A 26,507-nucleotide genomic window follows, 5' to 3' on the forward strand; every position below is an offset into this window, starting at 1 on the left:
CGTAAACGTCATCGATCCGTTGTCGGAAGGCGGACCGGCGTGGAGCCGCATCGAGTTCCTGAAAGCAGCGCTGGAACGTCTTTCCGAATAGACCATGCGCAGCTTCAAATGGAAGACTTGGACCTTTAGCGGATTGGCGCTTGCGCTGATGGTAGTGACTGTGATCATCTCCGTACTGCACGGCACGAAGCCGATCCGCTATGAGACCGCCTGGGAGGCGCTTGTCCACTTCGATGAAGGGAACGTCGACCATCAGATCATCCGTACTTCGCGGATTCCAAGGGCAATTGGGGCGTTGCTGATCGGAGGGCTGCTGGCCGCTTCCGGTGCACTGATGCAGGGGATGACCCGCAACCCGCTGGCATCGCCGTCCATCATGGGGATATCCGACGGCTCGGTGTTTGCCATTACGTTATGTATGGCGTTCTTGCCGGGCGCCAGCAATATGGCGATGGTGGGCTATTCGCTGGCGGGCTCTGCTCTGGGCGGGGTACTGGTCTTTGGGATCTCCCGGCTGCTGCCGGGCGGCTCCTCCCCCGTGATGATGGCAGTGCTTGGCACGGTGATGGGGACATTTCTCGGCGGTTTATCCCAAGCTTTGGCAAGCTACTATCAAGTGTCACAAAATATCAGCTTCTGGTACAACGCCCGGCTGCACGGCATTTCGCCGGACATGATCCAGCTCGCGATTCCGTTCGCGGCCGCCGGACTCATCCTGGCGTTATTTATGGCCCGGCCGATGACGGCGCTGTCGCTTGGGGAGGAAATCGCAGCCGAGCTGGGAATGAACGTGAAGCTGATCAAGTCGTTGACGATGCTCAGTGTTGTCATCATGACCGGCATTTCCGTGGCGATCGCTGGAAAGATTGCGTTTGTCGGGTTAATTTTGCCGCATATTACGCGGTTTCTTGTCGGGCCGGATTATCGGCGGATCGTTCCTTTATCGGCGCTGCTTGGCGCGTTGTTTCTGGGCTGGTGCGATCTGATCAGCCGATTCCTGAACCCTCCGTTCGAGGTACCGATCGGCGTAGTCACCGCGTTGTTTGGCGTGCCCTACTTCCTGTACTTGATCAAGACGAGAGGAGGGGGCCGAAGTGAATAGAAGAAGCGAAGCTTCGCGGTTTTGGCTGGTGCTCCTCGGCTGCTTGATCCTGGCGCTAGCCTGCATTTACATCAGCCTCACGAACGGCACCTTTGACCTCTCCGTCCGTGATATCGTCAAGACGCTGCTCCGCATCGATCCGCAGTGGGATCATGACCTGGTTGTCTTCGATTTCCGGCTGCCGCGCATCGTGATCGCTGCCTTGGTCGGCTGCGGGTTAGGCGTAGCCGGAGCGGTTCTGCAGGGGATAACACGTAACGGACTTGCCGATCCGGGAATTTTGGGCATTCATGCCGCTGCGGGTTCTGCCGTGGTTCTGTTTATGTTCCTGACCCAGGGGACGGTGAAGGGAACGGGCATCTGGTCCTTTTTATCGATGCCGATGTTTGGTTGGCTGGGCGGATTTGCCGCGGTGTGGCTGTTATATATGTTTGCTAGGCATCACGGTTCGCTTGATCCCGGGCGTTTGATTCTGGTGGGGATTGCGCTTGGCTCGGGCTTTGGTGCGTTAACGATGTACATTTCGCTGAAAATGAACCCGCAGGATTTTGAGATGGCCACCGTTTGGTTGTCGGGAAGCATTTATGGAGCCAATTGGGAACAGGTATTGGGGATTTTGCCTTGGCTGCTCGTGCTCATTCCGGTCATCTGGCGCAAGGCGGCCGTGCTCGACATCATGCAGCTTCATGAAACCAGCGTTGTTGGACTTGGCGTTCGCGTGAATACGCAAAGGCAATGGCTGTTGATCTGCTGTGTCGGGATTATCAGCGCCTGCGTATCCGTGTCCGGCAGCATCGGCTTTGTTGGCCTGATTGCTCCGCATATCGCCCGGCGTTTGGTTGGTCTTCACTACCGTTATCTTGTTCCGGTATGCGGCGGGATCGGCATGGTGATGGTGCTGCTGGGTGATTTTCTGGGACGCATCGTATTTGCCCCGGCGGAATTACCTGTAGGGATTGTGATTTCGGTGATCGGGGTTCCTTATTTCGTAATGCTGCTGTATCGGGCAAAAAGAGCAAAAGCCTAACTGGAGGAGGAGCAACCGGATGAATCAGGTGGGCAAAAAGCAGCCGTTTGGCATTCCCGGTGCCGAACAATGGACGATGACAAGCCGCTTCGGCCGCGACTATCGGATCATGATGTGGAAGCCGGATACGGAGGTGCCAGAAGGCGGCTTTCCGGTGATTTACATGCTGGACGCCAACGCGTGCTTCGGGGCGATGACGGAAGCGGTGCGAATGCATTCGCGGGGGCCGCATCGGCTGGAGACCACCGTCGTGGTTGGCATTGGCTATGAGGGGGAACAACCGTTTGCAACGGAACGCCGCTTCTATGACTATACGATCCAGGCGGCAGCTGATGAGCTCCCCGAGCGGAAGATTGATGCGCCTTGGCCGGAGACCGGCGGGGCAGTGCATTTTCTGAAGTTTATTGAAGAAGAGTTGAAACCCGCGATCGAACGAGAGGTGCCGATTAATCAGCAACGCCAAACCTTGTTTGGCCATTCGTTGGGAGGGTGGTTTGCGTTATACACCCTGTTTATGAAGCCTGACGCTTTTCAGGTTTATGCAGCGGGCAGTCCATCGATTTGGTGGAAAAATCATTATTTACTCCCGGTCGCGAAACGTTGGTTAACCGATCGAGAGCTTACCAAACCCGAAGAGAAATCACCTTTAACGATATTCTTAGGGGTGGGTAGTTTGGAAAAGCCGCATATGATCCAAGATGCGAAGGCTTTATCCGAACTCCTGAGGAACAGCAGATCCGACATGAACTCGGAATTCTACCTTTACGAGGAAGAAACGCATCTGTCGGTGATCTTCCCCTTTATCACTCGGGTCATACGAAACATCCTGAAACCGATATAAATCCTGGCTTCTTGGCCGGCTTGATGTCTTTCCATAGACGTTGAGCCGGCTTTTTTATTTTTTTTAGAATTCGTTTAGAAGCGTTTGATTTTATCCTATATTGCGATGGTATTGATTCCGATCATTCTCACCATGGTGATCGCTATGTGCGTCGGTTACCGCGTTGATCTATAGATCAACGTGTGGCGCCCAGATAACTAGGGCCTTTTCCCGCTTTTTTGCAGGATTATCCCTTTCGTTAAGGGAGCAAAAACATCAGTAATTTGCGTTTGGTGTTTCTGTTGCTCTCTGACCCAAAGGGATCATGTGAGAAGCCGCTTCAGGCATAGGTGCGGTCGGTCGCCTTTCTGGATTTCACACGCACGCACCTTAGGGGTGGTGCTTTGTTGGAAGTTACTATATAATCTTTAGCGGACTCAAAATTGAATCAACAAAGCGAGGGATACCATGGCTGCCATTGAAGTGCGCGATTTGCGCAAGACATATAAGGTGCAAGAAAAACCGCGAAGGCCTCAAAGGGGCCTTTCTTGATTTATTTAAGCGGGAATACAACGAAGTGGCCGCCGTGAAAGATATTTCGTTTCAGATTCCAGAGGGAGAGATCTGCGGATATATCGGGGAAAACGGGGCCGGAAAATCGACCACCATCAAAATGCTCACGGGTATTTTGGTGCCGACATCGGGTTATTTGAAGGTTGGCGGCTTTGTGCCATACGCCGAGCGCGAGAAGTTCGTGCAGCATATCGGCGTCGTCTTTGGGCAGCGCAGCCAGCTTTGGTGGGATATCGGTGTCATCGAGTCGTTTGAGCTGCTGCGCAAGGTTTATCGGGTGCCGCAGGCCGATTACAAGAAACGGCTAGACGAGCTGGTGGAACGCCTTCAGCTGCAGGATCTGCTGAACCGCCCGGTACGTAAGCTCAGCCTAGGCCAACGGATGCGCTGTGAGCTGGTCGCAGCGTTGCTGCACAACCCGTCCATCGTCTTCCTGGACGAGCCGACGATTGGTCTTGACATCGTCGTCAAATCGGAGATTCGCGATTTCCTTAAGGATATGAACCGCGACCACGGGACAACGATCCTGCTGACGACACATGACCTGCAGGACATCGAGGCGCTCTGCTCCCGCGTCATTATGCTCGACGACGGCCGGATCATTTACGACGGCGGCTTAGAAGAGCTGAAGGACCGCTGGGGTACGGGCAAGGAGGTACTGTTCCAGTTTGGAACGGCCACCAAGCTGGACCAGCTGCGGAGCTGGACGGGGACGCTTCCTGTCATCTGGACGGCGGAGAACGACCTGAACGCCAAGGTTTGGATTCCACGGGATATCGGTGTCTCTGAGGTATTGGGTCAAGTGGTTGGCCAAGCGGACATCACCGACATCAAAATCATCGAAACCAACACCGACGAAATCGTCCGCAGCATTTATCAATCCGGCTCGGCGGATAAACCGGCGGACTCTGAAGCGGAGGCGGAGAGCAAAGAAGGTGCGGTTATCCATGTCTAACCAGTGGGGGGCGTACCTCGATTTTATCCGCATCCGATTTTTGACGATGCTGGCGTATCGGGTGAACTACTATTCAGGCATTCTGATCTATTCGCTGAATATTGGGGTTTATTATTTTACGTGGAAGGCGATTTACGGCGACGGGGGCGAGCTTGGCGGCTTTACCGCCTCGCAGATGACGACCTACCTGGCCGTTTCCTGGATGGCCCGGGCGTTTTATTTTAACAACCTGGATCGTGAAATCTCCACGGATATTCGAGATGGAAGCATTGCGATTCAATTTATCCGCCCTTATAACTACCTTATCGTCAAAATGATGCAGGGCTTCGGCGAAGGAATGTTCCGCTTCATCATGTTGATGATCCCCGGCATGGCGATTGCGATGCTGCTGTTCCCGGTCAAGCTGCCAACCGAGTTGAGCGCTTGGGCAGGGTTCCTGGTGATGCTGTTCTTCAGCTTCCTGATCAATTCGCAGCTGAACGTGATTACGGGACTGATGTCTTTTTTCGTGGAAAATAACGAAGGGTTTATGCGCATGAAACGGGTGGTTGTTGATTTGTTCTCGGGCCTGATCATTCCGATCAGTCTGTTCCCGTCCTGGCTCGTCGGCATCATGTCGTTTCTGCCATTTCAGGCGATCACCTATTTACCGGGTTCGGTCTTTACCGGTCGGATTCAAGGCGCTTCGATTTGGAACGTGCTTGGCATTCAGGTGGTCTGGTTTTTCACTTTGCTCATTCCGATGATTGGGCTGTACCGTGCTTCGCGGAAACGCCTGTTCGTGCAAGGAGGTTAAGGGAAGCATGTACTACTTAGGCCTCATGGGCGAATACTTGAAAAATTACATGAAAACCCGCATGACCTACCGCGCCGACTTTTGGGTGGAGGTCATTTCTGACCTGTTGTTTCAGGCGACGAACCTGATCTTTATCTTTGTGATCTTTATGCACACCAACAGCCTGGGCGGCTGGAGCGAGAGTGAAGTGGTGTTCGTTTACGGCTTCTTTATGGTGCCGTTTGGCGTGTTTAGCTGCTTCGTTAACCTGTGGAACTTCAGTGAGCGGTATATCGTGAAGGGGGAGATGGACCGGATCATGACGCGTCCGGCGTATAATCTGTTCCAGATCTTCCTGGAAAACGTTGATCCGCCAGCGCTCGTCGGCTCGATCATCGGGTGCATCATCATGCTGATCAGCGGCGGGCAGTTGGGGCTCAGCTTCGAGTGGTGGACGATCCCAGTGTTGCTGCTGTTTACGATTAGCGCAGTTGCAATTTATACGGGGATCTACACGACGTTGACGTCCCTGTCGTTTTATTCGGATGCGCCGACTGGTATCTTGCCGTTGATGTACAACGTGCAGGGGTACGGGCGCTACCCGGTGACGATTTACAACCGCGCAATTCAAGTGCTGCTGACCTGGATATTGCCGTTTGCCTTCGTTGGCGTCTATCCGGCTTCGTTGTTCCTGGAACGCGAGGAGATGTGGCGGATGGCTTGGTTAACCCCGCTGGTAGGCCTCGTCTTTCTGGCGATCGGCCTGACCGCTTGGAACTGCGGTGTCAAGCGGTACCGTGGGGCTGGATCGTAAACCTTAGATATGAATAAAGCCGGCGTCCCTGAGAGGGGTGCACCGGCTTTTGTTCATTCTCTTTATCCGATTCAAATGCAAAAGTGCAGTTCAATTTCGGTATTTGAAGCGGATTTGCGGTAAATCTCCTTTTTCAAATGCACTTTTGCATCTCACTCGCGCCAAACCGTGGGTTTAGCGCGTTTTTAAATGCACTTTTGCAGTTGGCCGCTAAGAAAGAGGGCCGGAAGCGCACAAGGGCTGATAGTATACGCGGGTTACTTGTTCACCGGGGCTGCAAGTACATACGAGTTACTAGTACACCCTGGCTGTGACTACACGCGATTTGCTAGTATACGTGAGTTGCTAGTCTACGTAAGTTGCAGTACATGCGGGTTGCTAGTACACGCAACCTGCTCGTATTTAGAACCGGTTCCGGTTCTTATACAGCAACACCATAAAGAACGGTGCACCAATAGCGGCGGTCAACACGCCGGCTGGCACGTCCCGCGGCAAAAAAGCCGTACGCGCGATCAGATCCGCTACGAGCAGGATCAATGCGCCGAGCAGCGCGCTGACCGGGAGCACGCCGGAGAAGGACGGCCCGGTCAGCCTGCGGGCCATATGCGGCGCCATCAACCCGATAAAGGAGATGGCCCCGCCAATCGCCACTGCAGATCCTGCCAGCGAAACGCTGAGCACGATCAGCAACAGGCGCTGCAGCTGGACGCGGGAGCCTACGCTGGTGGCGATGTCGTCGCCCAACGCTTGAATGTTGACTTGGCGGGCTTGCAGCCAAGTTAGAACGAGCAGCACGGCCGTCCAAGGCAGCAGCGTCAGCACATCGTTATCCCAGGAGACGCCATAAATGCTGCCGGTCATAAACGTGAGCGACTGATTCGCCAGCTGCATCGGTCCGGAGATGATCAGCATAAACGACAACGACTTGATCGCGGCAGATACCCCGATCCCGATGAGGATGATTCGCAACGGGGAGGCCCCTTTTTTCCAAGCCAATACATATAAGAGCGCAGTAATGAAGAAAGCGCCAAGAATTGATGCAAGCGGCATCCAATGGATCGAGATCGTGCCCTGAAACACATAGATAAACAAAATCGCGCCAAGCGAAGCTCCCTCAGTTATTCCCGCAACATCGGGGGAAGCAAGCGGATTGCGGATCACGCCTTGCAGGATTGCACCGGCTACGGCCAGGGAAGCGCCAACCAGCACGGCAATAAAAATTCTCGGCAGACGGAGATTCACGACAATCACTTGTTCTCCCGGTTCAGCCATGCCAAATATGGCCTTCAAGACGGTCATCGGCGGGAGATATTGGCTGCTGACCCCTACGCTGATGATCATCATTCCGATACATAGGAGAGCAAGGAGCAGGCAGATCCACAGGATTCTCCTTTTTTTGGCCAGGAGAGACGAAGGAACAGGGAGCGATGCAGCTTTGTTGGATTTGGCCATCAGTTCTTCACCCCTCTTCTAGCGATGTATACGAAGAACGGAACGCCCAAGATTGCGGTCATGACGCCAACCGGAATTTCCTTTGGCATGGCGATGTATCTGGAGCCGATGTCAGCTGATACGAGCAGGATGGCACCCGTCAAGGCGCAATAGGGCAAAATCCAACGATGATCCGCCCCTACAAAATGGCGGATGATATGCGGGATGATAATGCCAACAAATGCGATGGGGCCAGCCACGGCAACAGAGCCCCCGGCAAGCAAGATGACGGCTGCTGCAGCTAATGCTTTAATTAAGCCCGTGCGTTGGCCAAGCCCTTGCGCGACGGTTTCTCCCATAGCTAACACGTTAAGTTGTCCAGCGAGCAAGAGGGCAAGAACCATGCCAATCCCCATATAAGGAAGTACGTTTAGAAGCTGCTCCGTCCCGCGCCCAGTCACGGATCCTACCAGCCAGACGAGCACCTGATCGAACATTTTGCCGTCGGAGAGCATAAGCCCTTGAGTCAACGAGTAAAAAAACGCTGCCATCGAAGCTCCTGCCAACGTAATCTTGATGGGCGTCATTCCGTCCCGTCCCAGGCTTCCGAGAAGAAACACCACCGCTCCGCTAAGGGCAGCTCCGATTAGTGCGACCCAGGTTAAGGCTTGTATTCCCGATAAGCCAAGCCAACCCGAAGCCAGGATAATAAAGAAAGCCGCTCCGGAATTCACGCCCAGCGTGCTGGGCGAAGCGATGGGGTTGCGGGTAATGACCTGCATCAATGCGCCCGCAACGGCGAGGCAGGCACCAACGGCAGCAGCGATGAAAGCGCGAGGTACGCGAGCCGTCTGAACGAGCAAGTGCTCATTGCTTCCGTTCGGATGGACAAATGATTCCCAGACGGTAGAAAATGGGATGTCCGTCACGCCGAAGCTGATACTGCATATGACGGCAGCGGCTAATACCAATGCGCAAATCAACAAGCCTAAACCTTTCATCGGACTAGATTACCCACTTTCTAGATCAAAAATAATAATGACCATTAAATCTTAGAAGATAGGGAAGAGTCTGTCAATGAGGTTGATAATCATTCTTAATTGTATTGACAAACCAAAGAGGGATGTCTTATATTCATGAAGATGATAATCATTATCACTTAATTAGAACGCCATATTTTCTAAAGGGGAGAACGAACAATGAACAATACTCATACTAAAAAAACGAACCGCAGGCGCATTGCCTTATGGGCTTTCGCAGTGATGGCGCTGGCACTTGTCGTTGCGGGATGCGGGAATAGTAATACGCAAGGATCGTCCGGCAATACCGATACCAAGAACAGTGCGGCAGCCGAGAACCAAGCGGGAGGCAACAGCACGAATAACACGACGGATGACAAACGGGTCGTTAAACATGCGATGGGGGAAACGGAAATCACAGGCACCCCGCAAAAAGTTGTGGTTTTGACTAACGAAGGTACGGAAGCGCTGTTGGCGCTGGGAATCAAGCCGGTTGGCGCTGTGCGCTCCTGGCTGGGGGATCCGTGGTACCCGCATATTCAGGACGAGATGGAGGGTGTAACGGTGGTTGGTGAGGAAAGCCAGCCGAACCTTGAGCTGATCGCTGGCTTGAAGCCTGACCTCATTATCGGGAACAAGATGCGCCAGGAGAAGGTATATGAACAACTGCAGGCGATTGCACCTACTGTGATGTCCGAGGATTTGCGCGGCAATTGGATGAGCAATTTCAAATTGTATGCGGAAGCGTTGGGACTCACCGATAAAGGCAATGAGCTGCTGGCTGAATTCGATGCACGGATTCAAGACTTTAAGGCTAAAGCCGGAGATAAATTGAACGAAACCGTATCCGTCGTTCGCTTTATGGATGGGAAAACCCGCGTTTACCATACGAACACGTTCTCGGGGATTATTTTTGAACAGCTGGGTATTGCCAGAAACGCCATGACTCTGAACGCCAAAGATACGTTTGTGGATGAAATCACCAAAGAACGGCTGCCTGAGGTAGAGGCCGACCGAATTTTCTACTTCACTTACGAAACCGGCGACGGAAATGCGAGCCAAACCGAGCAAGATTGGACAAACGATCCGTTATGGAAGAACCTAAGCGCCGTCAAGAACGGCAAAGCCTACAAAGTTGACGACGCGATCTGGAATACCGCCGGCGGGATCAAAGCGGCCAATTTGTTGCTGGACGACTTGTACAAATTTTATGAACTTGAAAAGTAAAGATTATTGAACCGGCCTTGAGAACCGTCCGACAATCTCCGTGGATTGAACCACATTCATGAATGCGTGAGGGTCTGTACTAACCACAGCTTTCCGGACGGCAGCTAGTTCGTATCGGGTTGTCACGGTCATTAAGGTATAGTTTTTCTCTTCGTGATACCCGCCTTCAGAACTGAGGCAGGTAATGCCGTGATGCAGCTTGCGCAGTTGGCAGAGCATCTCGTCTTTACGCTTCGTAATGATGAAGCAGGTGACCTTGATATGACCAACATGGATCATATCGACGACTTTCCCTTTGACGAAGGTCGATAACATTGAATACAGGGCTAGATCCCAGCTTTGAAAAAAGCCAAGCGCTAGAATAACGAGCCCGTTAAGCAGAAAGAGGATGTTCCCCATGGGGACGTCCTTTTTTCGTGTGACGATGGATCCAAGAATATCAAACCCGCCGGTCGAGCCGCCAGCCCGCAGCGAAAATCCGATGCCCGCTGCAGAGATGATTCCGCCGAATACCGCGGCTAGAATCGGATCTCGGGTGACTTTCACCTCGGGGATGATGGAGATAAACCAGGTGGTGCTGACAACAGAGATACAGCTAAGCACGATATAACGGCGTCCCACCGCTTTCCAGCCCCATATTATCAAGGGTACATTAATCAAAAAGTAGACAAGCGAGATATTCCATCCCGTCAAATACACGATGATGGAAGCAAGGCCTGTGACGCCCCCGGACAATAGTTTATGCGGAATCAGGAACAAATTGAGCCCTACTGCTACAAGTACGGCGGACAGCAGAATGACGCCGATCTCCTGCGTAGGCTTTAGGCATGCTCGAAGCGGTTTTTCAATCATCGGACGATACTGGTCCAAATTCATAACTGATGCCTTCCTTAAAAATATCGTTTATAAAATATGATTATCGGCTTAAATTATCTTTTTTATCACATCAACCGACTATGACTTATCTCACCGCTTACTGGGAATCTTATTGGATAATTCTCACTTGAAAGCGGGGGATATCCATGGTACAACCAAAGGGAAGTGGCGGGAATGGCCGTCAAGAGACGGACCCGGCGCTTCGCCTGAGCCGGTTTAAGGCAGAAGTCATGATGAATGAGGGATACAATATACCTCAAGAGCGGCCGGATGACGTGAAATATGAAGTTGCCCAATCGTTAGGAGTTCCACTCCGCGAAGGCGATAACGGTGATTTGACGACCGCGAAGGCCGGCAAGGTTGGCGGTGTGATCGGCGGGGCGATGGTCAAGGAAATGATCCGCTTGGCTAAACAACGCTTAAACAATCAGCAGTAAGATAGGTTACCAGAGAAAAATGCAGGAGGGTTCACCATGGCTGTGAATGAATGGGAACAACTGAAGCTCCACCTGGATAAGTGGGTGGAAGAGTGCCGAGAAACCAGCGCTGCAGGCAAGGTTGCGGAGTATATCCCTGAGCTGTCAAAGGCGAAGCCGGATATGCTCGGGATTCATATCCTGGATGCCAAGGGGCGATCCATCTCCGCAGGCGAAGCCCAGGACAGTTTTACGATGCAGAGCATTTCGAAGGTGTTCACGTTGATTCTGGCGCTCATGGACCATGGGGAATCCGCGGTATTTTCCAAGGTAGGCATGGAACCGACCGGCGATCACTTTAACTCCATCATGAAGCTGGAGTTGGTGCAGCCGGCGATTCCGTTTAACCCGTTAATTAATGCCGGCGCTATCGTGGTATCCTCCATGATTAAAGGGGAGAATGCGGAGGCGAAATCGGCGCGGATCTTGGCTTTCTTTCGCGAGTTGGCCGGCAATCCCAACCTGGAATACGATATGCAAGTATACATTTCAGAATCGAAGACGGCGCATTTGAACCGATCAATCGCTTATTTTTTGCTGGATAAAGGAGTGTTGGGCTGCGGCGTTGATGAGGTGCTGGACATCTACTTCCGCCATTGCGCGATTAAGGTCTGCTGCGCGGATTTAGCGCGGATGGCGCTGGTCCTGGCCTTCGACGGGAAGGACCCCTTGACGGGCAAGACGCTGATACCTAGAAGGTATGTGCAAATCGCCAAGACGTTTATGGTCACCTGCGGGATGTACAACGGGTCCGGGGAATTTGCCATCGAAGCTGGGCTTCCGGCGAAGAGCGGCGTATCCGGCGGGATCTTGACGCTTGTGCCCGGACGTTACGGGATTGGTGTGGTCGGGCCCGCACTCAATTCCAAAGGCAATAGCATTGCGGGCGTGCAATTAATTGAACGGCTGTCGCAAACGTTGGATTGGAGCCTATTTTAATATGGAAAGGGCAGACTTTGGTGAATAAACATTTTCGGGCAATTTTAAAACAAATTGTGCATTGCTCTCATACCCACTTCCGTTTGGAGTCGTTACTATAAAGGATGTAAACAGATATTTACGATTTAAATGGGAGGGTTATCAATGTTTAAATGGAAGCGTTTACTGACGACGCTGGTAGCGGTTACCATGGTTGGGGCGCTGGCTGCCTGCGGCGGCGGTACGAACGGTAATGCAGCTAAACCGGCAGGAGCGGCTGGGGAAGGCAATGCCGCAACTAGCACGGGCAGTGAGCCGGTGAAACTGCGGATTATGTGGTGGGGGGCGCAGGAACGGCATGAAGCCACCTTGGCAGCCCTTGATTTGTACACGAAAAACCATCCGAACGTCACCTTTGAACCGGAATACTCCGGGATGGACGGTTACTTGGACAAGCTGTCAACCCAGGCAGCGGCGAAAAATGCGCCGGACATCATCCAACTCGATCCAGGCTGGACACCGGACTGGGCGAGCCGCAAGCAATTGGCTCCTCTGGATGGGGTTGACGTATCGAAGATCGATCCGAAGCTGTTAGCCGGCGGACAACTGGATGGAACGCAATACGCTGTTCCTCTTGGTTCGGTGGCATTCGGTATGATTTATGATAAAGCCGCGCTGGACAAGCTGGGCGTCAAAAATCCGGAAAACGGCTGGACTTGGGATGATTTCTTCGCACTGGCGAAGGAGCTGAAAGGCAAGCTGCCAAGCGGTCAGTATTTTACAAAAGATTATGCAGCCAACTACTTCATGTACTCGGCTTATCAGTATAGTAAAGGCAAAGGAACGGTCATTACGGAGGATGGGAAGTTTAACATCGATGAAGCTTCCTTCCTGGAATGGACCAAGCATTTTGAAGAGCTGCGCAACGAAGGGTTAGTACCGCCGGCGGACGTCAACTCCTCTGACAAAGAGTTCGATCCGCAAATGGACCTGATGGTTGCCGGAAAAATTTTGTTCCGTTACAGCTTCTCCAACAACTACGGTGCATGGGACAGCATCAAGCCAGGCGCTTACGCGCTCGTTACGATGCCGCGAGCCGAGGGAGCCGGCGGTTGGCTGAAGCCGTCGATGTACCTGGCCGTGTCCGACAACTCCGAGCATAAGGCAGAGGCAGTAGAGTTTATCAACTGGTTCGTCAATGATCCGGAAGCTTCGAAAATCCTGAAAACCTCGCGGGGCTTGCCGGTCAACAAGGATAACGCGGCAGCGCTGGAATCCAGCATGAGCGATGTGGATAAGGTAGGCATGGAGCTGCTCCGCGCTACTGAGAAAGACGGCCAAACTTGGACGGCCGGTGCAGGGGGCTGGACGAACTATATCGATAAGGACTTTCCTCTGGTACATGATCAGCTGAGCTTTGGCAAGATCACTCCAGAAGAAGCCTACAAGCAGTTGAAAGAAGCAGCTATGGCTTACGAATAAGACTTACATTCGACTTCAGCCCGGAACAGGATTCTCGTTCCGGGTTGATTTTTACCAGGGAAGGGGGAGGTATAGATGCTGCGCATCCAAGATGTTCTGGACCGGCTAACAGCGGCCCAGCCTACCGTGGACGGTTTAGTCTGCGGCAAGCCGGAGACACAAGTGCGCGGAATCGCCGTCACGTTTATGGCAACGCAAGCAGCCATCGAGCAGGCGGCTTCGCTGGGAGCGAACCTGTTGATTTCGCATGAAGGGGTATTTTACAGCCATCGACCGGACGGGAACAAGTTGCTGGAAGAGGATCCCGTTGCCCGGCATAAGCTGCAGCGACTGAAGGAGCTGGACCTTGCGATTTATCGGTATCATGACGGCATTCACCGAGAAACGCCGGACGGCATTACGGCCGGGTTGATCGAGGAGCTCGGTTGGCAGGATGCAGTACGGGAATATCGCCCGGCTTCCGCAGTGTTAGATCTGCCAGCAGCGACCCTTAAGGATTTGGTCAGCTTGTTGAAACGGAAGCTGAATCTTCCGTTTATCCGATTCACGGGCAATCCGGATATGGGATGTCGGAAGGTCGGAGTGCTGGTTGGCTACCGGGGCGGCGGCGAGCTGGCAATCCCGCTGCTGGGAGAGGTCGACTTGATCATCGCCGGCGAAGGCCCGGAATGGGAAGCGCCCGAGTATGTACGGGACGCCGTTTATCAAGGCCGGGAGAAGGCGATGATTTTCCTTGGCCACGGTCCCAGCGAAGCACCTGGAATGAGGCGGTTAGCCGGCAAGCTCCGCGTGGCTTTCCCGACCCTTCCGGTGCATGTGATCGAAAATGAAACGTTATTTCAATGGAGATGACAGGGGGAGATTCCATGAACAAATCAACCACAATGACGGAAGTTGGGTATGATGCCTGGCTTCGATACCGGAGTATTGAGCCGGGGGAGAGACAGGCAGAGTTAAATCGATTTGGCGGCATCGTCGTCGAAGGCACCGATGAAGCGGCAGCGCATACTGCGGCTCAGGAGCTGTCGAGAGGCTTATCCCAAATGCTGGGGCGCGAGATTTCCATCATCGAGAGTGCGGGGGATACCCCTTGTTTTGTGCTGGGGTTGTTGGGGCATAGTCCAATCCTGGATGCGGTGTTCTCGGAAGGGAAGGCCGCTTTGAAGCTGGGTCGGGAAGGGTATGCCCTGCGGCATGAACCGGGCTCCGGTCGGATCGCCATTGGCGCGGAAAGTACCTCCGGTTTATTGTACGGCGTGTTTGACTTGCTGCGCCGCCTGGGGAGCGGACAGTCGCTGCAAGGGCTGAATATTTCGGAACGTCCGGTGAATGGGCTGCGGATGCTGAATCACTGGGACAACATGGACGGAAGTATTGAGCGCGGCTATGCCGGTTCTTCGATTTTTTATGAAGATAACCAGTTTACGAAGAACCTGGAGCGCATTACCGATTATGCGCGGCTGTTGGCCTCGACGGGCATCAATGCGATTTCCATCAACAACGTCAATGTGCACCGGATCGAGACCGGACTGATTACGAAGGCATTTTTGCCGGATGTATCGAAGGTGGCCGAGATCTTCCGCAATTACGGCATCAAGCTGTTCCTTAGCATCAATTACGCGGCTCCGCTGGAAATTGGCGGCTTATCCACCGCCGATCCGCTTGACCCGGAGGTCGCGGCATGGTGGCGGGAGCGCGCGGACGAGATTTATCAGGCGATCCCGGACTTTGGCGGGTTCCTGGTGAAGGCGGACTCGGAGAACCGGCCGGGGCCGTTTACGTATGGCAGGGATCATGCTGACGGCGCCAATATGCTGGCCGAGGCACTGGAACCTTACGGCGGGCTTGTGATTTGGCGTTGCTTCGTCTACAACTGCAAGCAGGACTGGCGGGATCGCAAGACGGATCGAGCACGGGCCGCCTACGATCATTTCGTCCCGCTCGATGGACGGTTTAAAGAGAACGTGATTTTGCAGGTCAAAAACGGTCCGATTGACTTCCAAGTGCGCGAGCCCGTATCGCCGCTGCTGGGCGCGATGCCAGCGACAAACCAGATGATCGAGTTCCAAATCACGCAAGAATATACCGGGCAGCAGCGCCATGTCTGCTACCTCGTTCCCCAGTGGAAAGAAGTGCTGGACTTCGACACCCATTTGAAGGGCGAGGGCTCAACCGTCAAACGGATCGTAGACGGTACGCTGCATGGTTCCCGTTACAGCGGGTTCGCCGCGGTTTCCAATATCGGGGACGACGCCAACTGGACCGGCCATCTGCTGGCACAGGCGAACCTTTATGGCTATGGGCGGCTGGCCTGGAATCCGGACCTCAGTTCCGAAGCGATTGCGGAGGAGTGGATTCGGCTCGTATTTGGGAGCGACGAACGGGTCATCCAGGTGATTCTTCGTATTTTGATGGATTCCTGGAGCATTTACGAAAGCTACACGGCTCCGCTGGGCATCGGCTTTATGGTGAATCCGAACCATCATTATGGCCCGAACGTCGACGGCTATGAATACTCGATGTGGGGGACGTATCATTTTGCCGATTGCCACGGGATCGGTGTTGACCGGACGAAAGCCACGGGGACGGGGTATACCTCGCAATACGTAGAGCCAAATCAAAGCTTATACGAAACGCTGGAGACTTGTCCCGACGAGCTGTTGCTCTTCTTCCACCATGTGCCGTACACCCACGTGCTCCAATCCGGCAAGACGGTGATTCAGCATATTTACGATACCCATTTTGAAGGGGTGGAACGAGCCGAGAAGCTGGTGGAGCTATGGGCTGGTCTGTCCGGCTTGATCGAAGAGCCGCTGCATCAGCAGGTCGCCAAGCGATTGGCGGAGCAAGCGGAGCATGCCAAGGAATGGCGGGATCAAATCAACACGTATTTCTATCGCAAAAGCGGAATTGCCGATCAGCAGGGGCGGCGGATTTATTAAGATTTTTTTCGTGATATTTTAAAAGATTTCGAGGATTCCTCTTCTACAACCGGCCGTGGGCCCGCCCTATACTTGAGCTATAAGCACTCAGAAACTGCAGAGGTGAAGCAAGCATGAAAAGTTCCGCGGCCTTGGGCTTAAAAGACGCGCCAGCCATCAACAAGCGCCGGATCTTCCTCAAACGATGGAATGCTCCGGTGGCCGGCTATTTATTTATTTCACCGTGGCTGCTCGGGTTTCTCGGGCTGACCGCATATCCGCTGATTTTATCGCTGTACTACTCGTTTACGGACTACACGCTGTTGGAACCGATCAACTGGGTGGGGACCAAAAACTACGAGCTGATCTTTACGGCGGACTCCAAATTCGTGACTTCGGTCAAGGTCACGTTCCTGTACGTTTTGGCTTCGGTTCCTCTGAAGCTGATCGCGGCGCTGCTTGTCGCTTTGGTGTTGAACCGGGCGGTGCGGGGGATTGGGCTGTACCGCACGGCGATTTACTTCCCGTCGCTGATCGGTGGCAGTATCGCTGTATCGCTGCTCTGGCGTAATATTTTTGGCGTGGACGGGATCTTTAACAAAATTATCGGAGCGTTTGGATTCGAGGGGAAAGGCTGGATCACCAGTCCCGATACGGCGTTAAGTACGCTCGTGCTGCTCACGGTCTGGCAGTTCGGTTCGTCGATGGTCATCTTCCTGGCAGGGCTGAAGCAAATCCCGGGTGATCTGTATGAGGCTTCCGCTGTGGACGGCGCCGGAAAGTTTCGCCAGTTCTTCAACATCACGCTGCCGATGCTGTCGCCGGTATTGTACTTCAACCTGGTGATGGGCGTCATCAACGCGTTCCAAATGTTTACGTCAGCGTTTGTGATCACGAACGGCGGCCCGATGAATTCAACGTATGTGTATGCGCTTTATTTGTACGAGCGGGCGTTTAGCCGGTACCAGCTTGGTTATTCGTCGGCACTGGCCTGGATCATGCTGGTGATGATTGTGATTGCCACGTTGATCATTGCAGGAACTTCGAAATATTGGGTGTTCTACGAAACGGAACCTGAAGGGAGAAATGGCAGATGACCTTTAAATGGAAGCCGCTGGTCCGGCACCTCTTTATGATTCTGTTTAGTTTGGTCATGGTCTATCCGGTGCTGTGGTGGATCGGCGCGTCGCTGAAGACGAACGGCGAGCTGGCTTCGCCGAATATTTTCCCTTCGGTTCCTCAATGGAGCAACTTCGTTAAGGGCTGGAATTCGGTGCCGGGTCACACCTTCACCGACTTCTACCTGAACACCTTCGCCTTGGAGGCGGCGGTGATTGCAGCGACGCTGGTATCCAGCACGCTCGTTGCGTTTGGGTTCGGGAGATTGAATTTTCCTTTGAAAAACCTCTGGTTCTCCTTGTTTATGCTTACCTTAATGATGCCGGGGCAGGTGCTGATCATTCCGCAATACGCTTTGTTCCACCAGCTTGGTTGGGTGAACACGTATTTGCCGTTTATCGTGCCACATATGCTTGCGGGCGGTGCGGGCGGGACGTTCTTCGTCTTCCTGCTGATCCAGTTCGTGCGCGGCATTCCTAAGGAGTTGGATGAATCGGCGAAAATCGACGGCTGTTCGTGGTTCGGCATCTACTTCCGGATCGTCATGCCGCTGATGGTTCCGGCGATCGTGACCGTCACCATCTTCTGCTTCTTGTGGAACTGGGACGATTTCCTCGGACATCTGCTGTATCTTAATTCGGTAGACAAGTATACGGTCAGCCTGGCGCTGCGAATGATTAACGATTCCCAGTCGGCCCAGGAATGGGGACAACTGCTGGCAATGTCACTCGTCTCCATCATTCCGGCTACCTTGATCTTTATGTTCTTGCAAAAATACTTCGTCGAAGGGATTGCCACAACCGGAATAAAGGGATAAGGGTGGCGAATGGCCAATTATATTACGGTAAAGCGTGAACGATCTTCGCAGCTTTACCGTTTTTTCCTTACACCTGAAGGGAGTGCAGCCTTGCGTATGACGAATCCGTTTAAAAAATTTCGGATCGACAGCTTGTTTTTTCGCAGTTTTTCCATCTTTATGGTGGCCGTCTTGGCCTGTATCGCCTGGGCCAGCTATCGCATTTCATCCAACGAGCTGGCCAAAACCAGCTCCCATTATCAGCAGCTGCTGCTGGACGAGCTGAATAATGAAATTACCACCCGGCTGGTGATGATCGAGCAAATTTCGCTGTCGACGTCCCGCGATAACGAGTTGATTACGTTCCTGCGCGACCGGCAGGATGAATACGACCGGCACCGCCGGTCCGTGAGCGTGGAGCGCGCCTTAGCGAATCTGACTTATTCGATTCCGATCATCCAAGGAATCGACTTATATATGGAGCGTCCGCTGCGCGGGGATGCCAACAGCTATATCCAGTTTCGTGGTTTGAGCGATCTGGCCAAGCAAGATTGGGCGGAGGCGCTCGACAAGAACGATTTCGCTTGGGTTAGTGAGCATGAAATACCCAGCTTCCAAGGGAATGTGCGGGTGCTCAGCTTCGCGCGCAAAATCGTCGAGGAAGACAAATACCTTGGTGTACTCGTCGTCCATGTCAAAGCGAAAGAGATTGAACAACTATTAGCCGGACATTCTGCGCCGGCCAACCGGATGATGATCGACACGTTGGGGCAGCTGACGTTGAAAACCGGGCTGGTGCCTGAGCATGCCGAGTTATCACAATGGATCAATGTGAAAACCGACCAATCCGGGTACGTTCATATCCGGGGAAATAAAGAGCTGGGGGATTCGCTGCTGGTGTATTCCAAGATGCGGGATTCCCATTGGATGCTCGTGGAAGTCACGCCTTGGAGTGAAATTACGAGCGGCGGCTTTCGTCTGGCTTTGGTTATCGGCGTGATTGGGGTCATCGCCATTTTGTTTGTCCTGCTGTTGACCCTTTACTTAAGCCGCCAATTTACAAAACCAATCAAACAGCTTGTGACCGCAATGCGGCAGTATTTCGTAGGCGATAGAGACGAAACAGGCAGCGGCGGGCATCCCGTTGATTTGCCCAACGATTACGAGAACGAGTTTGGTTATCTGTTCGACGGCTATCGCAAGCAGATGGAGCAGATTGAAGAGCTGTACCGCTCGCTGCGGCGGCGATACGAGCAGCAGCGCAAAGCGGAAATCGAAGCGTTGCAGGCCAATATCAATCCGCATTTTCTGTATAATATGCTGGATCAGTTGAACTGGATGGCGATTGAGGCCGGGCAGGACGAGCTTAGCCGGATTCTCGAGCTGATGGGCCGGATGTTTCGGATTGGCTTATCCAACGGCAACAGCTTTATTACCATTGGCGAGGAACTGGAGCATATCCACTGTTACCTGGAAATTCAACAGCTTCGCTGGCAAGCCGGCGGCGGCGGTGAACTGGAATATACGATCGATGCCCCGTTCTCTGTTCAGGAGTTGTTTATTCCGAAGCTGACGTTGCAGCCGTTCGTGGAGAATGCCATCGTCCACGGTTTTAACGGTCGTACACAAGGGAAGTTGTGGATCACGCTGGAGGAGCAGTCTGACCGACTCGTGATTACGATCGATGACGACGGCGCTGGACTGCAGCAGGCCGTGCCCCGCGAGCGCAAGCGGAGAACGGGGGGCTACGGCATCCGCAATGTGAAGGAGCGGATCGCGGGTTACTTTGAAGGCGCTTACGGCGTGGAGTTATCTCAACGGGAAGAAGGAGGCACCCGTGTCGTGATTACGTTGCCGAAGCTGCTGGAGCCCCCGGTGCCCCAGTTCATTGAACCGCTTGAACCCGGACCGGCCGCGTGAGCCGCATGTCCGTGCCAGAACATCTAAGACATCTTGGAGGAGAACAGTCAAGGAGGTAGTTGAGGGTGTGGAAAATCGCCATCATTGATGATGAACGCCAGGTGCTGCAAGGGATGAAACGGGCGATTCCGTGGGAACAACTCGGGGCGACCTGGGTTGGGGAAGCCCAGAACGGGAAGGACGGGCTGGATGTAGTCCGGCAAACGAATCCGGATATCGTCATCACGGACATTTATATGCCGGCGATGAATGGCATTGATATGATTGAGCAGCTGCGGAAGGAAGGGTATGACGGCAAGGTCATTATTTTTAGCGGCTATTCGGATTTCGAACATGCACGCCAAGCGCTGCGCTTTAATGTCAGCGATTATGTCTCCAAGCCGATCAGCATGCCAACGCTGAAGTCGATTCTGGGTAAGGTGATCGATGAGTTGGCCAAGGAGGAAGAGATTCGCCGGAAGCAGGGCGAGATGGAGCGGAAGCTGAGTCTGTATGAGCCGTTCATCGAGAAGGAGTGGGTCCGCTCTGCGGTCGTCGGAACGCTGGACAGCTCGTACCGCGAGGCAGGGCGTTTGCCGGAGCCTTATCGATATTGGACGGATCATCGGCACGTGACGATTGGTATCGATCTCGTCCGGGATGCGCGCGTCGGCCAATTTTCATTGTCGGACTGGAACCTGTTCCGCTTTGCGATCAGCAATATTGTCTGCGAGGTGGCCCGCAAAAGGTTCGGGACCGTGGAATATACCGAGCTGCACAGCACAAGGGCTGTCTTGATCGTCCACCCGCGTCCGGATGAGCCAAAGCAATTGCTGGAGAGAAAGCTGCATGAGCTGGGCGTAAAGCTGATTGATGCGATCAAAAGCTATCTCAAGCTGGTCGTCCGCGTCGGAATTGGGGGTGTCAAGCCGCAATGGCAGCACATCCCGGATTCAACGGAGGAAGCGTTCCGGGCCATCGACATGAGGTTGGGGCGGCGGGATTCTACGTATGCGTTATATGCCTATCAGGACGAAGAAGACGGAAAAACGGCAGCGGCGAGTTTATTTTCAGTGAAATTTTATGTGGAATTGGCTTCTGCATTAAAGGCGTCCCAGGAAGCCGATGCTAAGAAGCTAGTGGCCGATTACATGAACCGGCTGGAGCTGCAGAAGGCGATGACCCCTGAAACGGTGCAGATTTTTGCCTGCGAGCTGTGGGGGGTATTTACGTATTGCCTCTATGAAACGGGAGTTCTGCTGAATGATCTTGTACCTGAAGAGCAGATCACCAAGGAGTTGGTGGGCTTAACCGGTCTGGAGCAGCTCACCGAATGGTTGTCGGATAAAATTACGCTGATCTGCAGCAGCCGCCAATGGCGGGGGAACAGCAAGCACCGGCAGGTGGTGGATTACATGACCGGTTATATTCACGAGCATTATGCTGAGGACATTACGCTGGCGGAGTTGTCGGAGAAGCTTTACATTTCCCGCAACCATTTGTCCATCATCTTCAAAAACATAACCGGCGAAACGTTCAACAACTATTTAACCCGCGTTCGGATCGAAAAAGCACGCGAGCTGCTGCTGCAGCGCAATATGCTCGTTTATGAGGTGGCCGAACAGGTCGGCTATAAGAACGTGCCTTATTTCAGCACACTGTTTAAAAAAATCACCGGCATGAGTCCAACGGATCTGATCAAATAAGACACAGGGGAGAGAGAAATCATGATTAACATCGCCATCATCGGCACTGGGTCGATTGCAAGTACCCATCTTGAGGCGTTTGCCCGCTTTAGCGACCGTTGCCGGATCACGGCGCTGGTCGATCGGAGCGGAGGAAAGGCGTACCAGCTCAAAGAGCGTTTTGGCCTGGATTGCGCGGTCTATTCGGATTACAAGGAAGTGTTGAACTTAGATTCGGTGGATTTAGTATCGATTTGTACGCCGCCATCTACCCATGCAGACATTGCGTCGGATTTTCTGCTGGCAGGCAAACATGTCCTGGTGGAAAAGCCGATGGCCCCGTCGCTGTCCGAATGTGATCGGATGCTGGAGGCAGCAGCTCAAGGCCAGGCGCTCTTGTCCGTCGTGGGGCAAAACCGCTTTTATGATCCGATTCGCCGGGTGAAGCGGGTGATCGATGCCGGTTTAGCGGGCCGCATCGTCCACACTGAAGCAAATTCCTATTGGTGGCGCGGCCGCAGCTATTACGATGTGGAATGGCGGGGGACATGGGAAAATGAAGGCGGAGGCTGCGTCATGAACCACGCGGTGCATCATCTGGACCTGCTGCTATGGCTTAGAGGGATGCCATCTAGAGTCCACGCGGTCACCGCCAATACTTCGCACCGGAATTCCCAGGTCGAGGATTTGTCCATCGCGGTCTTGGAGTATGCAGACGGCGGTTTAGCTCAAGTGACCAGTTCCGTCGTTCATCATGGCGAAGAGCAACGGCTTGTTTTTCAGGGGGAGCGGGCTAAGGTGGGAATTCCATGGCAGTTGTATGCCTCGGAGGAAGGGGACGGCGGATTTCCGAGGCGGAATCCAGATCTGGAGGCGGAAATCCAACGAGCAGCCGAGGAGGTCGCACCGCTGCCATACACCGGGCATGCCGGGCAAATTGACGATGTGCTGCGCGCCATTGAAACGGGCTCTCGGCAGGTGCTGATCGACGGGAACGAGGGGCGAAACACGATCGAGCTGATCATGGCGATATATGAATCTGCCGCAACCGGGAAGCCGGTTATGTTGCCGTTGTCCAAAGATTCGATCTATTATTCACGGGAGAGTATTATCGGCCGAGCACCTCGGTTTCACCAACAGGCTTGAGTCTATGATCATGGAGGAGGGAATCTGGCATGGCCATCACATTTAGCATCATCGGCGGAGCGGGCTTTCGTGCCCAATATTATTTACGGATTGCCAAGGCGATGCCGGATCGGTTCCAAATCGGCGGCCTGGTCGTCCGCGACGAAGCGAAGGCGTTGGCGATGGAGCGGCAATGGGGCGTGCGGACGTACCGCTCGGTGAGGGCCCTGCTTCAGCAAGAGCAGCAGGATTTTATGGTTCTGTCGGTGAGCGGCTCGGAGATGCTGCCTTACCTGCTGCAGCTCGCAGAAACGGGGATTCCCGTCCTCTCGGAAACCCCGCCGGCAGCCGACCTTGCGGGACTCGAACTGCTGTATGCAAAGCTTGGACAAAGCGGCGCAAAGATCCAGGTGGCGGAGCAATATCATTTACATCCGATCCAGCAGGCCAGACTCAAGTTGATCGAAACGGGACGGCTGGGGCGGATTACCGAAGCAACCGTCTCTATCTCCCATTTATACCACGGTGTCAGTCTGATTCGCCGGCTGCTGGGAGTTTCTTTTGAGGAAGTGCGGATTCGCGCCATGCGGTTTGAATCAAGTTGGGTACAGGGGCCAACACGCAGCGGTCCGCCTACGGAGGATCGGCTCGTCCCTTCGTTACGAGAACTGGCATGGCTTGATTTCGGCGACCGGTTGGGGATCTATGATTTTACCCGCGATCAGCATCGCTCCTGGATTCGCTCCAATCATTGCTGTGTCCGCGGCGAACGCGGTGAAATCTTCGATTCGCGGGTATTCATTCAGCAGGAAGATACCACCCCGCTGCAACTGGAGCTGAAACGGGTGAATAAGGGCGAGCTGGAGAACCAGGAGGGATATTTTCTGCAAGGTATTCTCTGCGGGGAGCAGTGGCTGTATACCAATCCGTTTGCGCCGGCTAGATTATATGATGATGAGCTGGCGATTGCGACCTGCCTGATGAAGATGGGTGAGTATGTTCAAGGCGGGCCGGAGTTTTACGGATTGTGGGAAGCTGCACAGGATCATTATCTCGGAATGATGATTGAACGGGCGGCGCTTACTGGGGAAACGGTGGTTGCTGCACGTCCGAGCTGGGCCTAAATTTTCCTTGAAAAAAGATTTGACCTTCACGTTACGTCAACGTTTATCATGAGTGTTGTCAGGAGGTGAGCTTGTGGAATACACCATTCAGAAGCTGGGGAATCTTGCAGGGGTCAGTACCCGGACGCTGCGTTATTACGATGAGATCGGACTACTGAAGCCGGCCAGAACGAACTCGTCGGGATATCGCATTTACGGTCGTCGGGAAGTCGATCTGCTGCAGCAGATTTTATTCTATCGGGAACTTGGCCTTAGTTTGGAAGATATCCGGTCCATCGTCACCGATCCCGGATTCGACGGTACCCGCGCGCTGAAAGAACATCGGAATCAACTCCTTGACAAACGCAAGCAACTCGACGCATTAATCGCCAATGTGGAAAAAACGATCGCGTCGCATGAAGGGAGAATCACGATGCAAGATCAAGAAAAATTTGAAGGCTTCAAGAAGCAGTTGATCGAGGAGAACGAGCGTAAATATGGCCGGGAGATCCGGGAAAAATATGGGGTAGACACGGTGGAGAAATCCAATCGGAAGCTGATGAATATGACCAAAGAGGAATACGAAAAGGTGACGCAGCTGGAGAACGAAGTAAAAGCCACGTTAGCCGAAGCCATCAAGACGGGCGATCCCGCCGGTGAACTTGCGCAGAAGGCCGCAGATTTGCACAAGCAGTGGTTGACGTTCTACTGGAGTGATTACAGCAAGGAAGCCCATGCCGGGCTGGCGCAAATGTACGTCGATGATGAGCGTTTTAAAGCTTATTACGACAAGGATCAGCCGGGTGCGGCTGAGTTCCTGCGGGATGCGATTCAAATCTATACCGGGATGAAATCATAAGAAATAGCTCTCCTTTCCGTTTGTCGGGGAGGAGAGCTGTTTTTTGTTGGAGCAGGGTGTGGTTTAAGGTTTACGCCCTACGACCTACGCCTTACGCCCAGTTCCCGTTGCGGAATACCGGCTCGATCGTCCCGTCGGCCAGCTCGCCGTCAATGTTGAGCTCGGCGGAGCCGATCATAAAGTCTACATGTGTTAGACTGACGTTGGCTCCTCTAGCGAGCAGCTCTTCTTTGCTTAGCTTGGCGCCGTTTTCGATATTTACCGGATAAGCGCTGCCCAAGGCGAAATGGCAAGATGCGTTCTCGTCAATCCCGGTGTTATAAAAGATCCGGTTTAGTCTTGAGATCGGCGAGTCATGCGGCACCAGGGCGATTTCACCGAGATAATTGGCTCCCTCGTCTGTTTGGAGCAGGTTCTCCATATGCTCCCGTCCGGATTTGGCGTCGAAACTTACGACTTTACCATCCTTGAACGTCAGCGTTAAGCCTTCGACAAGTTGGCCGTTCAAATTCAGCGGCATTGTGCTGGCTACGGTCCCGTTCACCCCGGTACGGTGCGGCATCGAATAGATTTCCTCCGTCGGCATATTGGCGACAAAATAGTTCCCCGCCTCATTGTAATCCCCTCCTCCCAGCCATAGATGGCCTTGGTAACTCGACTTGGAGATCGGTGCCCGGTGCGCGGTAATGCAGCTTTTTGTACCGTTTGGCATTCATATGCCCTTGCCGTTCTTTCAACTGCTGGATATGCTCGTGCCAGGCGGCTATCGGATCCACGCGGTCAACGCGGTTCATTTGAAAGACGGCTTCCCACATGGCCGGGATCCGCTGTTCTTCGGGCAAATCGGCAAACACTTTGTTTGCCCAAGCTTTCGTTGGTGCTTTGATCAGCGACCAGGTGATCCGGTTATTGCGTGTTTGGGCGGAATGCTTCTCCCGCGCTTTCGCTGCCGCTTTGACTGCGGTAGACACCTTGGCTGAAGGGATGCCCCGGAACAGCTCCGGATCCGGTACCTTAATCCGAAGGATCGCGCCGCCTTCCTCTCCGAACTGTTCCGCCATATCCGCGAGCCACTGCGGATAGTAGGACAAGGATTCGTCCGTGGCATGCTCGTAGCGGATGCGGGTAATTTGCTCGTCTTCCCAGTCGACGTGGACGTATTTGGCTCCGGCGTCGTAGGCTTTGGCCACCAGCAGGCGGGTGAAGTCCACCGTTTCCAGCGGTGCTGTCAGCATCAGGTTTTGGCCGGGCTGGATATTCACGCCGACCCGGATGACCAATTCGGCGTATTTTTCAAGAAGTACCTCGAAAGCTTCCATCAATGTAATCCTCCAGTATGCACAGTTTTTCAAACCAAACAAAACTTATTGTAGCACGAACCGGAGGGGAGTGAAAAAGAAAGAGCCGGAAAACTCAGGGGTTCCATCGCGGATATCCAATGGATTGTGCATGATTTGAGCTTTAGTTTCACATCCTAACCTCATCATTGCTTGAGGAGGAACTGA

Annotated in this window: 21 protein-coding genes and 2 pseudogenes; 19 read left to right on the forward strand and 4 right to left on the reverse strand. The window is 53.5% G+C overall.

All coding sequences use genetic code 11. The features are described from left to right. The first annotated feature begins 94 nt into the window (after nucleotides 1-94). The 6 genes and pseudogenes from POTG_RS02515 to POTG_RS02540 all read left to right on the forward strand — a co-directional run bounded on the left by POTG_RS02515 (nucleotide 95) and on the right by POTG_RS02540 (nucleotide 6,066). The gene (locus POTG_RS02515) at nucleotides 95-1,102 is read left to right on the forward strand and encodes a FecCD family ABC transporter permease (protein ID WP_009223221.1); all 1,008 of its coding nucleotides are present in this window, start codon (nucleotides 95-97) and stop codon (nucleotides 1,100-1,102) included. Further along, on the forward strand, nucleotides 1,095-2,129 hold the full coding sequence (locus tag POTG_RS02520; RefSeq protein WP_009223222.1) for a FecCD family ABC transporter permease: 1,035 nt from the start codon (nucleotides 1,095-1,097) through the stop codon (nucleotides 2,127-2,129). The genes POTG_RS02515 and POTG_RS02520 overlap by 8 nt, the downstream gene beginning before the upstream one ends. 19 nt (nucleotides 2,130-2,148) lie before the next feature. After that, nucleotides 2,149-2,970: an alpha/beta hydrolase gene (locus tag POTG_RS02525; RefSeq protein WP_009223223.1), complete on the forward strand. Its 822-nt coding sequence runs from the start codon at nucleotides 2,149-2,151 to the stop codon at nucleotides 2,968-2,970. Nucleotides 2,971-3,417: 447 nt separating this feature from the next. Further along, nucleotides 3,418-4,477, forward strand: a pseudogene (locus tag POTG_RS02530) (ABC transporter ATP-binding protein). Then, nucleotides 4,470-5,273, forward strand: coding sequence for an ABC transporter permease (locus POTG_RS02535; protein ID WP_036643807.1), 804 nt, complete (start codon nucleotides 4,470-4,472; stop codon nucleotides 5,271-5,273). The pseudogene POTG_RS02530 and the gene POTG_RS02535 overlap by 8 nt, the downstream one beginning before the upstream one ends. A gap of 7 nt (nucleotides 5,274-5,280) precedes the next feature. Beyond that, nucleotides 5,281-6,066 carry an ABC transporter permease gene (locus POTG_RS02540; RefSeq protein WP_009223226.1) on the forward strand — a complete coding sequence of 262 codons (786 nt, stop codon included), beginning with the start codon at nucleotides 5,281-5,283 and terminating at the stop codon, nucleotides 6,064-6,066. Nucleotides 6,067-6,468: 402 nt separating this feature from the next. Here the strand turns inward: POTG_RS02540 and POTG_RS02545 are convergent, their stop codons facing one another. Continuing rightward, nucleotides 6,469-7,518: a FecCD family ABC transporter permease gene (locus POTG_RS02545; RefSeq protein WP_009223227.1), complete on the reverse strand. Its 1,050-nt coding sequence runs from the start codon at nucleotides 7,516-7,518 to the stop codon at nucleotides 6,469-6,471. Then, nucleotides 7,518-8,498, reverse strand: coding sequence for a FecCD family ABC transporter permease (locus POTG_RS02550; protein ID WP_009223228.1), 981 nt, complete (start codon nucleotides 8,496-8,498; stop codon nucleotides 7,518-7,520). The genes POTG_RS02545 and POTG_RS02550 overlap by 1 nt, the downstream gene beginning before the upstream one ends. Before the next feature lie 198 nt (nucleotides 8,499-8,696). Between POTG_RS02550 and POTG_RS02555 the strand changes: the two genes are divergently transcribed. After that, nucleotides 8,697-9,743, forward strand: coding sequence for an ABC transporter substrate-binding protein (locus POTG_RS02555; protein WP_009223229.1), 1,047 nt, complete (start codon nucleotides 8,697-8,699; stop codon nucleotides 9,741-9,743). A 3-nt stretch (nucleotides 9,744-9,746) separates the two neighbouring features. Here the strand turns inward: POTG_RS02555 and POTG_RS02560 are convergent, their stop codons facing one another. Further along, on the reverse strand, nucleotides 9,747-10,619 hold the full coding sequence (locus POTG_RS02560; protein WP_009223230.1) for a YitT family protein: 873 nt from the start codon (nucleotides 10,617-10,619) through the stop codon (nucleotides 9,747-9,749). 146 nt (nucleotides 10,620-10,765) lie between these two features. Here POTG_RS02560 and POTG_RS02565 point away from each other — a divergent pair, with 146 nt between their 5' ends. From POTG_RS02565 to POTG_RS02620, 12 genes are all read left to right on the forward strand, one after another. Next, nucleotides 10,766-11,056 (forward strand): alpha/beta-type small acid-soluble spore protein, encoded by a 291-nt coding sequence (locus POTG_RS02565; RefSeq protein WP_009223231.1) that lies wholly within the window; start codon nucleotides 10,766-10,768, stop codon nucleotides 11,054-11,056. A 36-nt stretch (nucleotides 11,057-11,092) separates the two neighbouring features. Then, nucleotides 11,093-12,034 carry a glutaminase A gene (gene glsA / locus POTG_RS02570; RefSeq protein ID WP_009223232.1) on the forward strand — a complete coding sequence of 314 codons (942 nt, stop codon included), beginning with the start codon at nucleotides 11,093-11,095 and terminating at the stop codon, nucleotides 12,032-12,034. 144 nt (nucleotides 12,035-12,178) lie between these two features. Continuing rightward, nucleotides 12,179-13,495, forward strand: coding sequence for an ABC transporter substrate-binding protein (locus POTG_RS02575; RefSeq protein ID WP_009223233.1), 1,317 nt, complete (start codon nucleotides 12,179-12,181; stop codon nucleotides 13,493-13,495). Nucleotides 13,496-13,570: 75 nt separating this feature from the next. Next, a complete protein-coding gene (locus tag POTG_RS02580; RefSeq protein WP_009223234.1) occupies nucleotides 13,571-14,347 on the forward strand; it encodes a Nif3-like dinuclear metal center hexameric protein in 777 nt (258 codons plus the stop codon). Nucleotides 14,348-14,361: 14 nt separating this feature from the next. Then, nucleotides 14,362-16,437: an alpha-glucuronidase family glycosyl hydrolase gene (locus POTG_RS02585; protein ID WP_009223235.1), complete on the forward strand. Its 2,076-nt coding sequence runs from the start codon at nucleotides 14,362-14,364 to the stop codon at nucleotides 16,435-16,437. A 113-nt stretch (nucleotides 16,438-16,550) separates the two neighbouring features. Continuing rightward, nucleotides 16,551-17,513 (forward strand): carbohydrate ABC transporter permease, encoded by a 963-nt coding sequence (locus POTG_RS02590; protein WP_009223236.1) that lies wholly within the window; start codon nucleotides 16,551-16,553, stop codon nucleotides 17,511-17,513. Further along, nucleotides 17,510-18,352, forward strand: coding sequence for a carbohydrate ABC transporter permease (locus POTG_RS02595; RefSeq protein WP_009223237.1), 843 nt, complete (start codon nucleotides 17,510-17,512; stop codon nucleotides 18,350-18,352). Before POTG_RS02590 ends, POTG_RS02595 begins: the two co-directional genes overlap by 4 nt. 96 nt (nucleotides 18,353-18,448) lie before the next feature. Further along, nucleotides 18,449-20,251, forward strand: a complete 1,803-nt coding sequence (locus tag POTG_RS02600) for a cache domain-containing sensor histidine kinase (RefSeq protein ID WP_036643810.1) — start codon at nucleotides 18,449-18,451, stop codon at nucleotides 20,249-20,251. Between the two features lie 65 nt (nucleotides 20,252-20,316). Further along, on the forward strand, nucleotides 20,317-21,936 hold the full coding sequence (locus POTG_RS02605) for a response regulator transcription factor (RefSeq protein WP_009223239.1): 1,620 nt from the start codon (nucleotides 20,317-20,319) through the stop codon (nucleotides 21,934-21,936). Nucleotides 21,937-21,957: 21 nt separating this feature from the next. Then, on the forward strand, nucleotides 21,958-23,061 hold the full coding sequence (locus POTG_RS02610; protein ID WP_009223240.1) for a Gfo/Idh/MocA family protein: 1,104 nt from the start codon (nucleotides 21,958-21,960) through the stop codon (nucleotides 23,059-23,061). A 29-nt stretch (nucleotides 23,062-23,090) separates the two neighbouring features. Then, entirely contained in the window at nucleotides 23,091-24,164 is a 1,074-nt protein-coding gene (locus POTG_RS02615) for a Gfo/Idh/MocA family protein (protein ID WP_009223241.1), read from the forward strand. 73 nt (nucleotides 24,165-24,237) lie between these two features. Next, nucleotides 24,238-25,002 (forward strand): MerR family transcriptional regulator, encoded by a 765-nt coding sequence (locus POTG_RS02620; RefSeq protein WP_009223242.1) that lies wholly within the window; start codon nucleotides 24,238-24,240, stop codon nucleotides 25,000-25,002. 91 nt (nucleotides 25,003-25,093) lie between these two features. Here POTG_RS02620 and POTG_RS02625 read toward each other — a convergent pair. Continuing rightward, nucleotides 25,094-26,321 (reverse strand): annotated as a pseudogene (locus POTG_RS02625) (aminopeptidase). Nucleotides 26,322-26,507: the final 186 nt, after the last annotated feature.

The sequence above is a fragment of the Paenibacillus sp. oral taxon 786 str. D14 genome (assembly GCF_000159955.1).
Lineage (GTDB): Bacteria > Bacillota > Bacilli > Paenibacillales > Paenibacillaceae > Fontibacillus > Fontibacillus phoenicis.

Excerpts from the sequence above, each read along its gene's own strand:
- POTG_RS02515 (WP_009223221.1), top strand. The coding sequence starts at position 95 with ATGCGCAGCTTCAAATGGAAGACTTGGACCTTTAGCGGATTGGCGCTT.
- POTG_RS02525 (WP_009223223.1), top strand. The coding sequence starts at position 2,149 with ATGAATCAGGTGGGCAAAAAGCAGCCGTTTGGCATTCCCGGTGCCGAA.
- POTG_RS02535 (WP_036643807.1), top strand. The coding sequence starts at position 4,470 with ATGTCTAACCAGTGGGGGGCGTACCTCGATTTTATCCGCATCCGATTT.
- POTG_RS02540 (WP_009223226.1), top strand. The coding sequence starts at position 5,281 with ATGTACTACTTAGGCCTCATGGGCGAATACTTGAAAAATTACATGAAA.
- POTG_RS02545 (WP_009223227.1), bottom strand. The coding sequence starts at position 7,518 with ATGGCCAAATCCAACAAAGCTGCATCGCTCCCTGTTCCTTCGTCTCTC.
- POTG_RS02550 (WP_009223228.1), bottom strand. The coding sequence starts at position 8,498 with ATGAAAGGTTTAGGCTTGTTGATTTGCGCATTGGTATTAGCCGCTGCC.
- POTG_RS02555 (WP_009223229.1), top strand. The coding sequence starts at position 8,697 with ATGAACAATACTCATACTAAAAAAACGAACCGCAGGCGCATTGCCTTA.
- POTG_RS02560 (WP_009223230.1), bottom strand. The coding sequence starts at position 10,619 with ATGAATTTGGACCAGTATCGTCCGATGATTGAAAAACCGCTTCGAGCA.
- POTG_RS02565 (WP_009223231.1), top strand. The coding sequence starts at position 10,766 with ATGGTACAACCAAAGGGAAGTGGCGGGAATGGCCGTCAAGAGACGGAC.
- glsA (WP_009223232.1), top strand. The coding sequence starts at position 11,093 with ATGGCTGTGAATGAATGGGAACAACTGAAGCTCCACCTGGATAAGTGG.
- POTG_RS02575 (WP_009223233.1), top strand. The coding sequence starts at position 12,179 with ATGTTTAAATGGAAGCGTTTACTGACGACGCTGGTAGCGGTTACCATG.
- POTG_RS02580 (WP_009223234.1), top strand. The coding sequence starts at position 13,571 with ATGCTGCGCATCCAAGATGTTCTGGACCGGCTAACAGCGGCCCAGCCT.
- POTG_RS02585 (WP_009223235.1), top strand. The coding sequence starts at position 14,362 with ATGAACAAATCAACCACAATGACGGAAGTTGGGTATGATGCCTGGCTT.
- POTG_RS02590 (WP_009223236.1), top strand. The coding sequence starts at position 16,551 with ATGAAAAGTTCCGCGGCCTTGGGCTTAAAAGACGCGCCAGCCATCAAC.
- POTG_RS02595 (WP_009223237.1), top strand. The coding sequence starts at position 17,510 with ATGACCTTTAAATGGAAGCCGCTGGTCCGGCACCTCTTTATGATTCTG.
- POTG_RS02600 (WP_036643810.1), top strand. The coding sequence starts at position 18,449 with ATGACGAATCCGTTTAAAAAATTTCGGATCGACAGCTTGTTTTTTCGC.
- POTG_RS02610 (WP_009223240.1), top strand. The coding sequence starts at position 21,958 with ATGATTAACATCGCCATCATCGGCACTGGGTCGATTGCAAGTACCCAT.
- POTG_RS02615 (WP_009223241.1), top strand. The coding sequence starts at position 23,091 with ATGGCCATCACATTTAGCATCATCGGCGGAGCGGGCTTTCGTGCCCAA.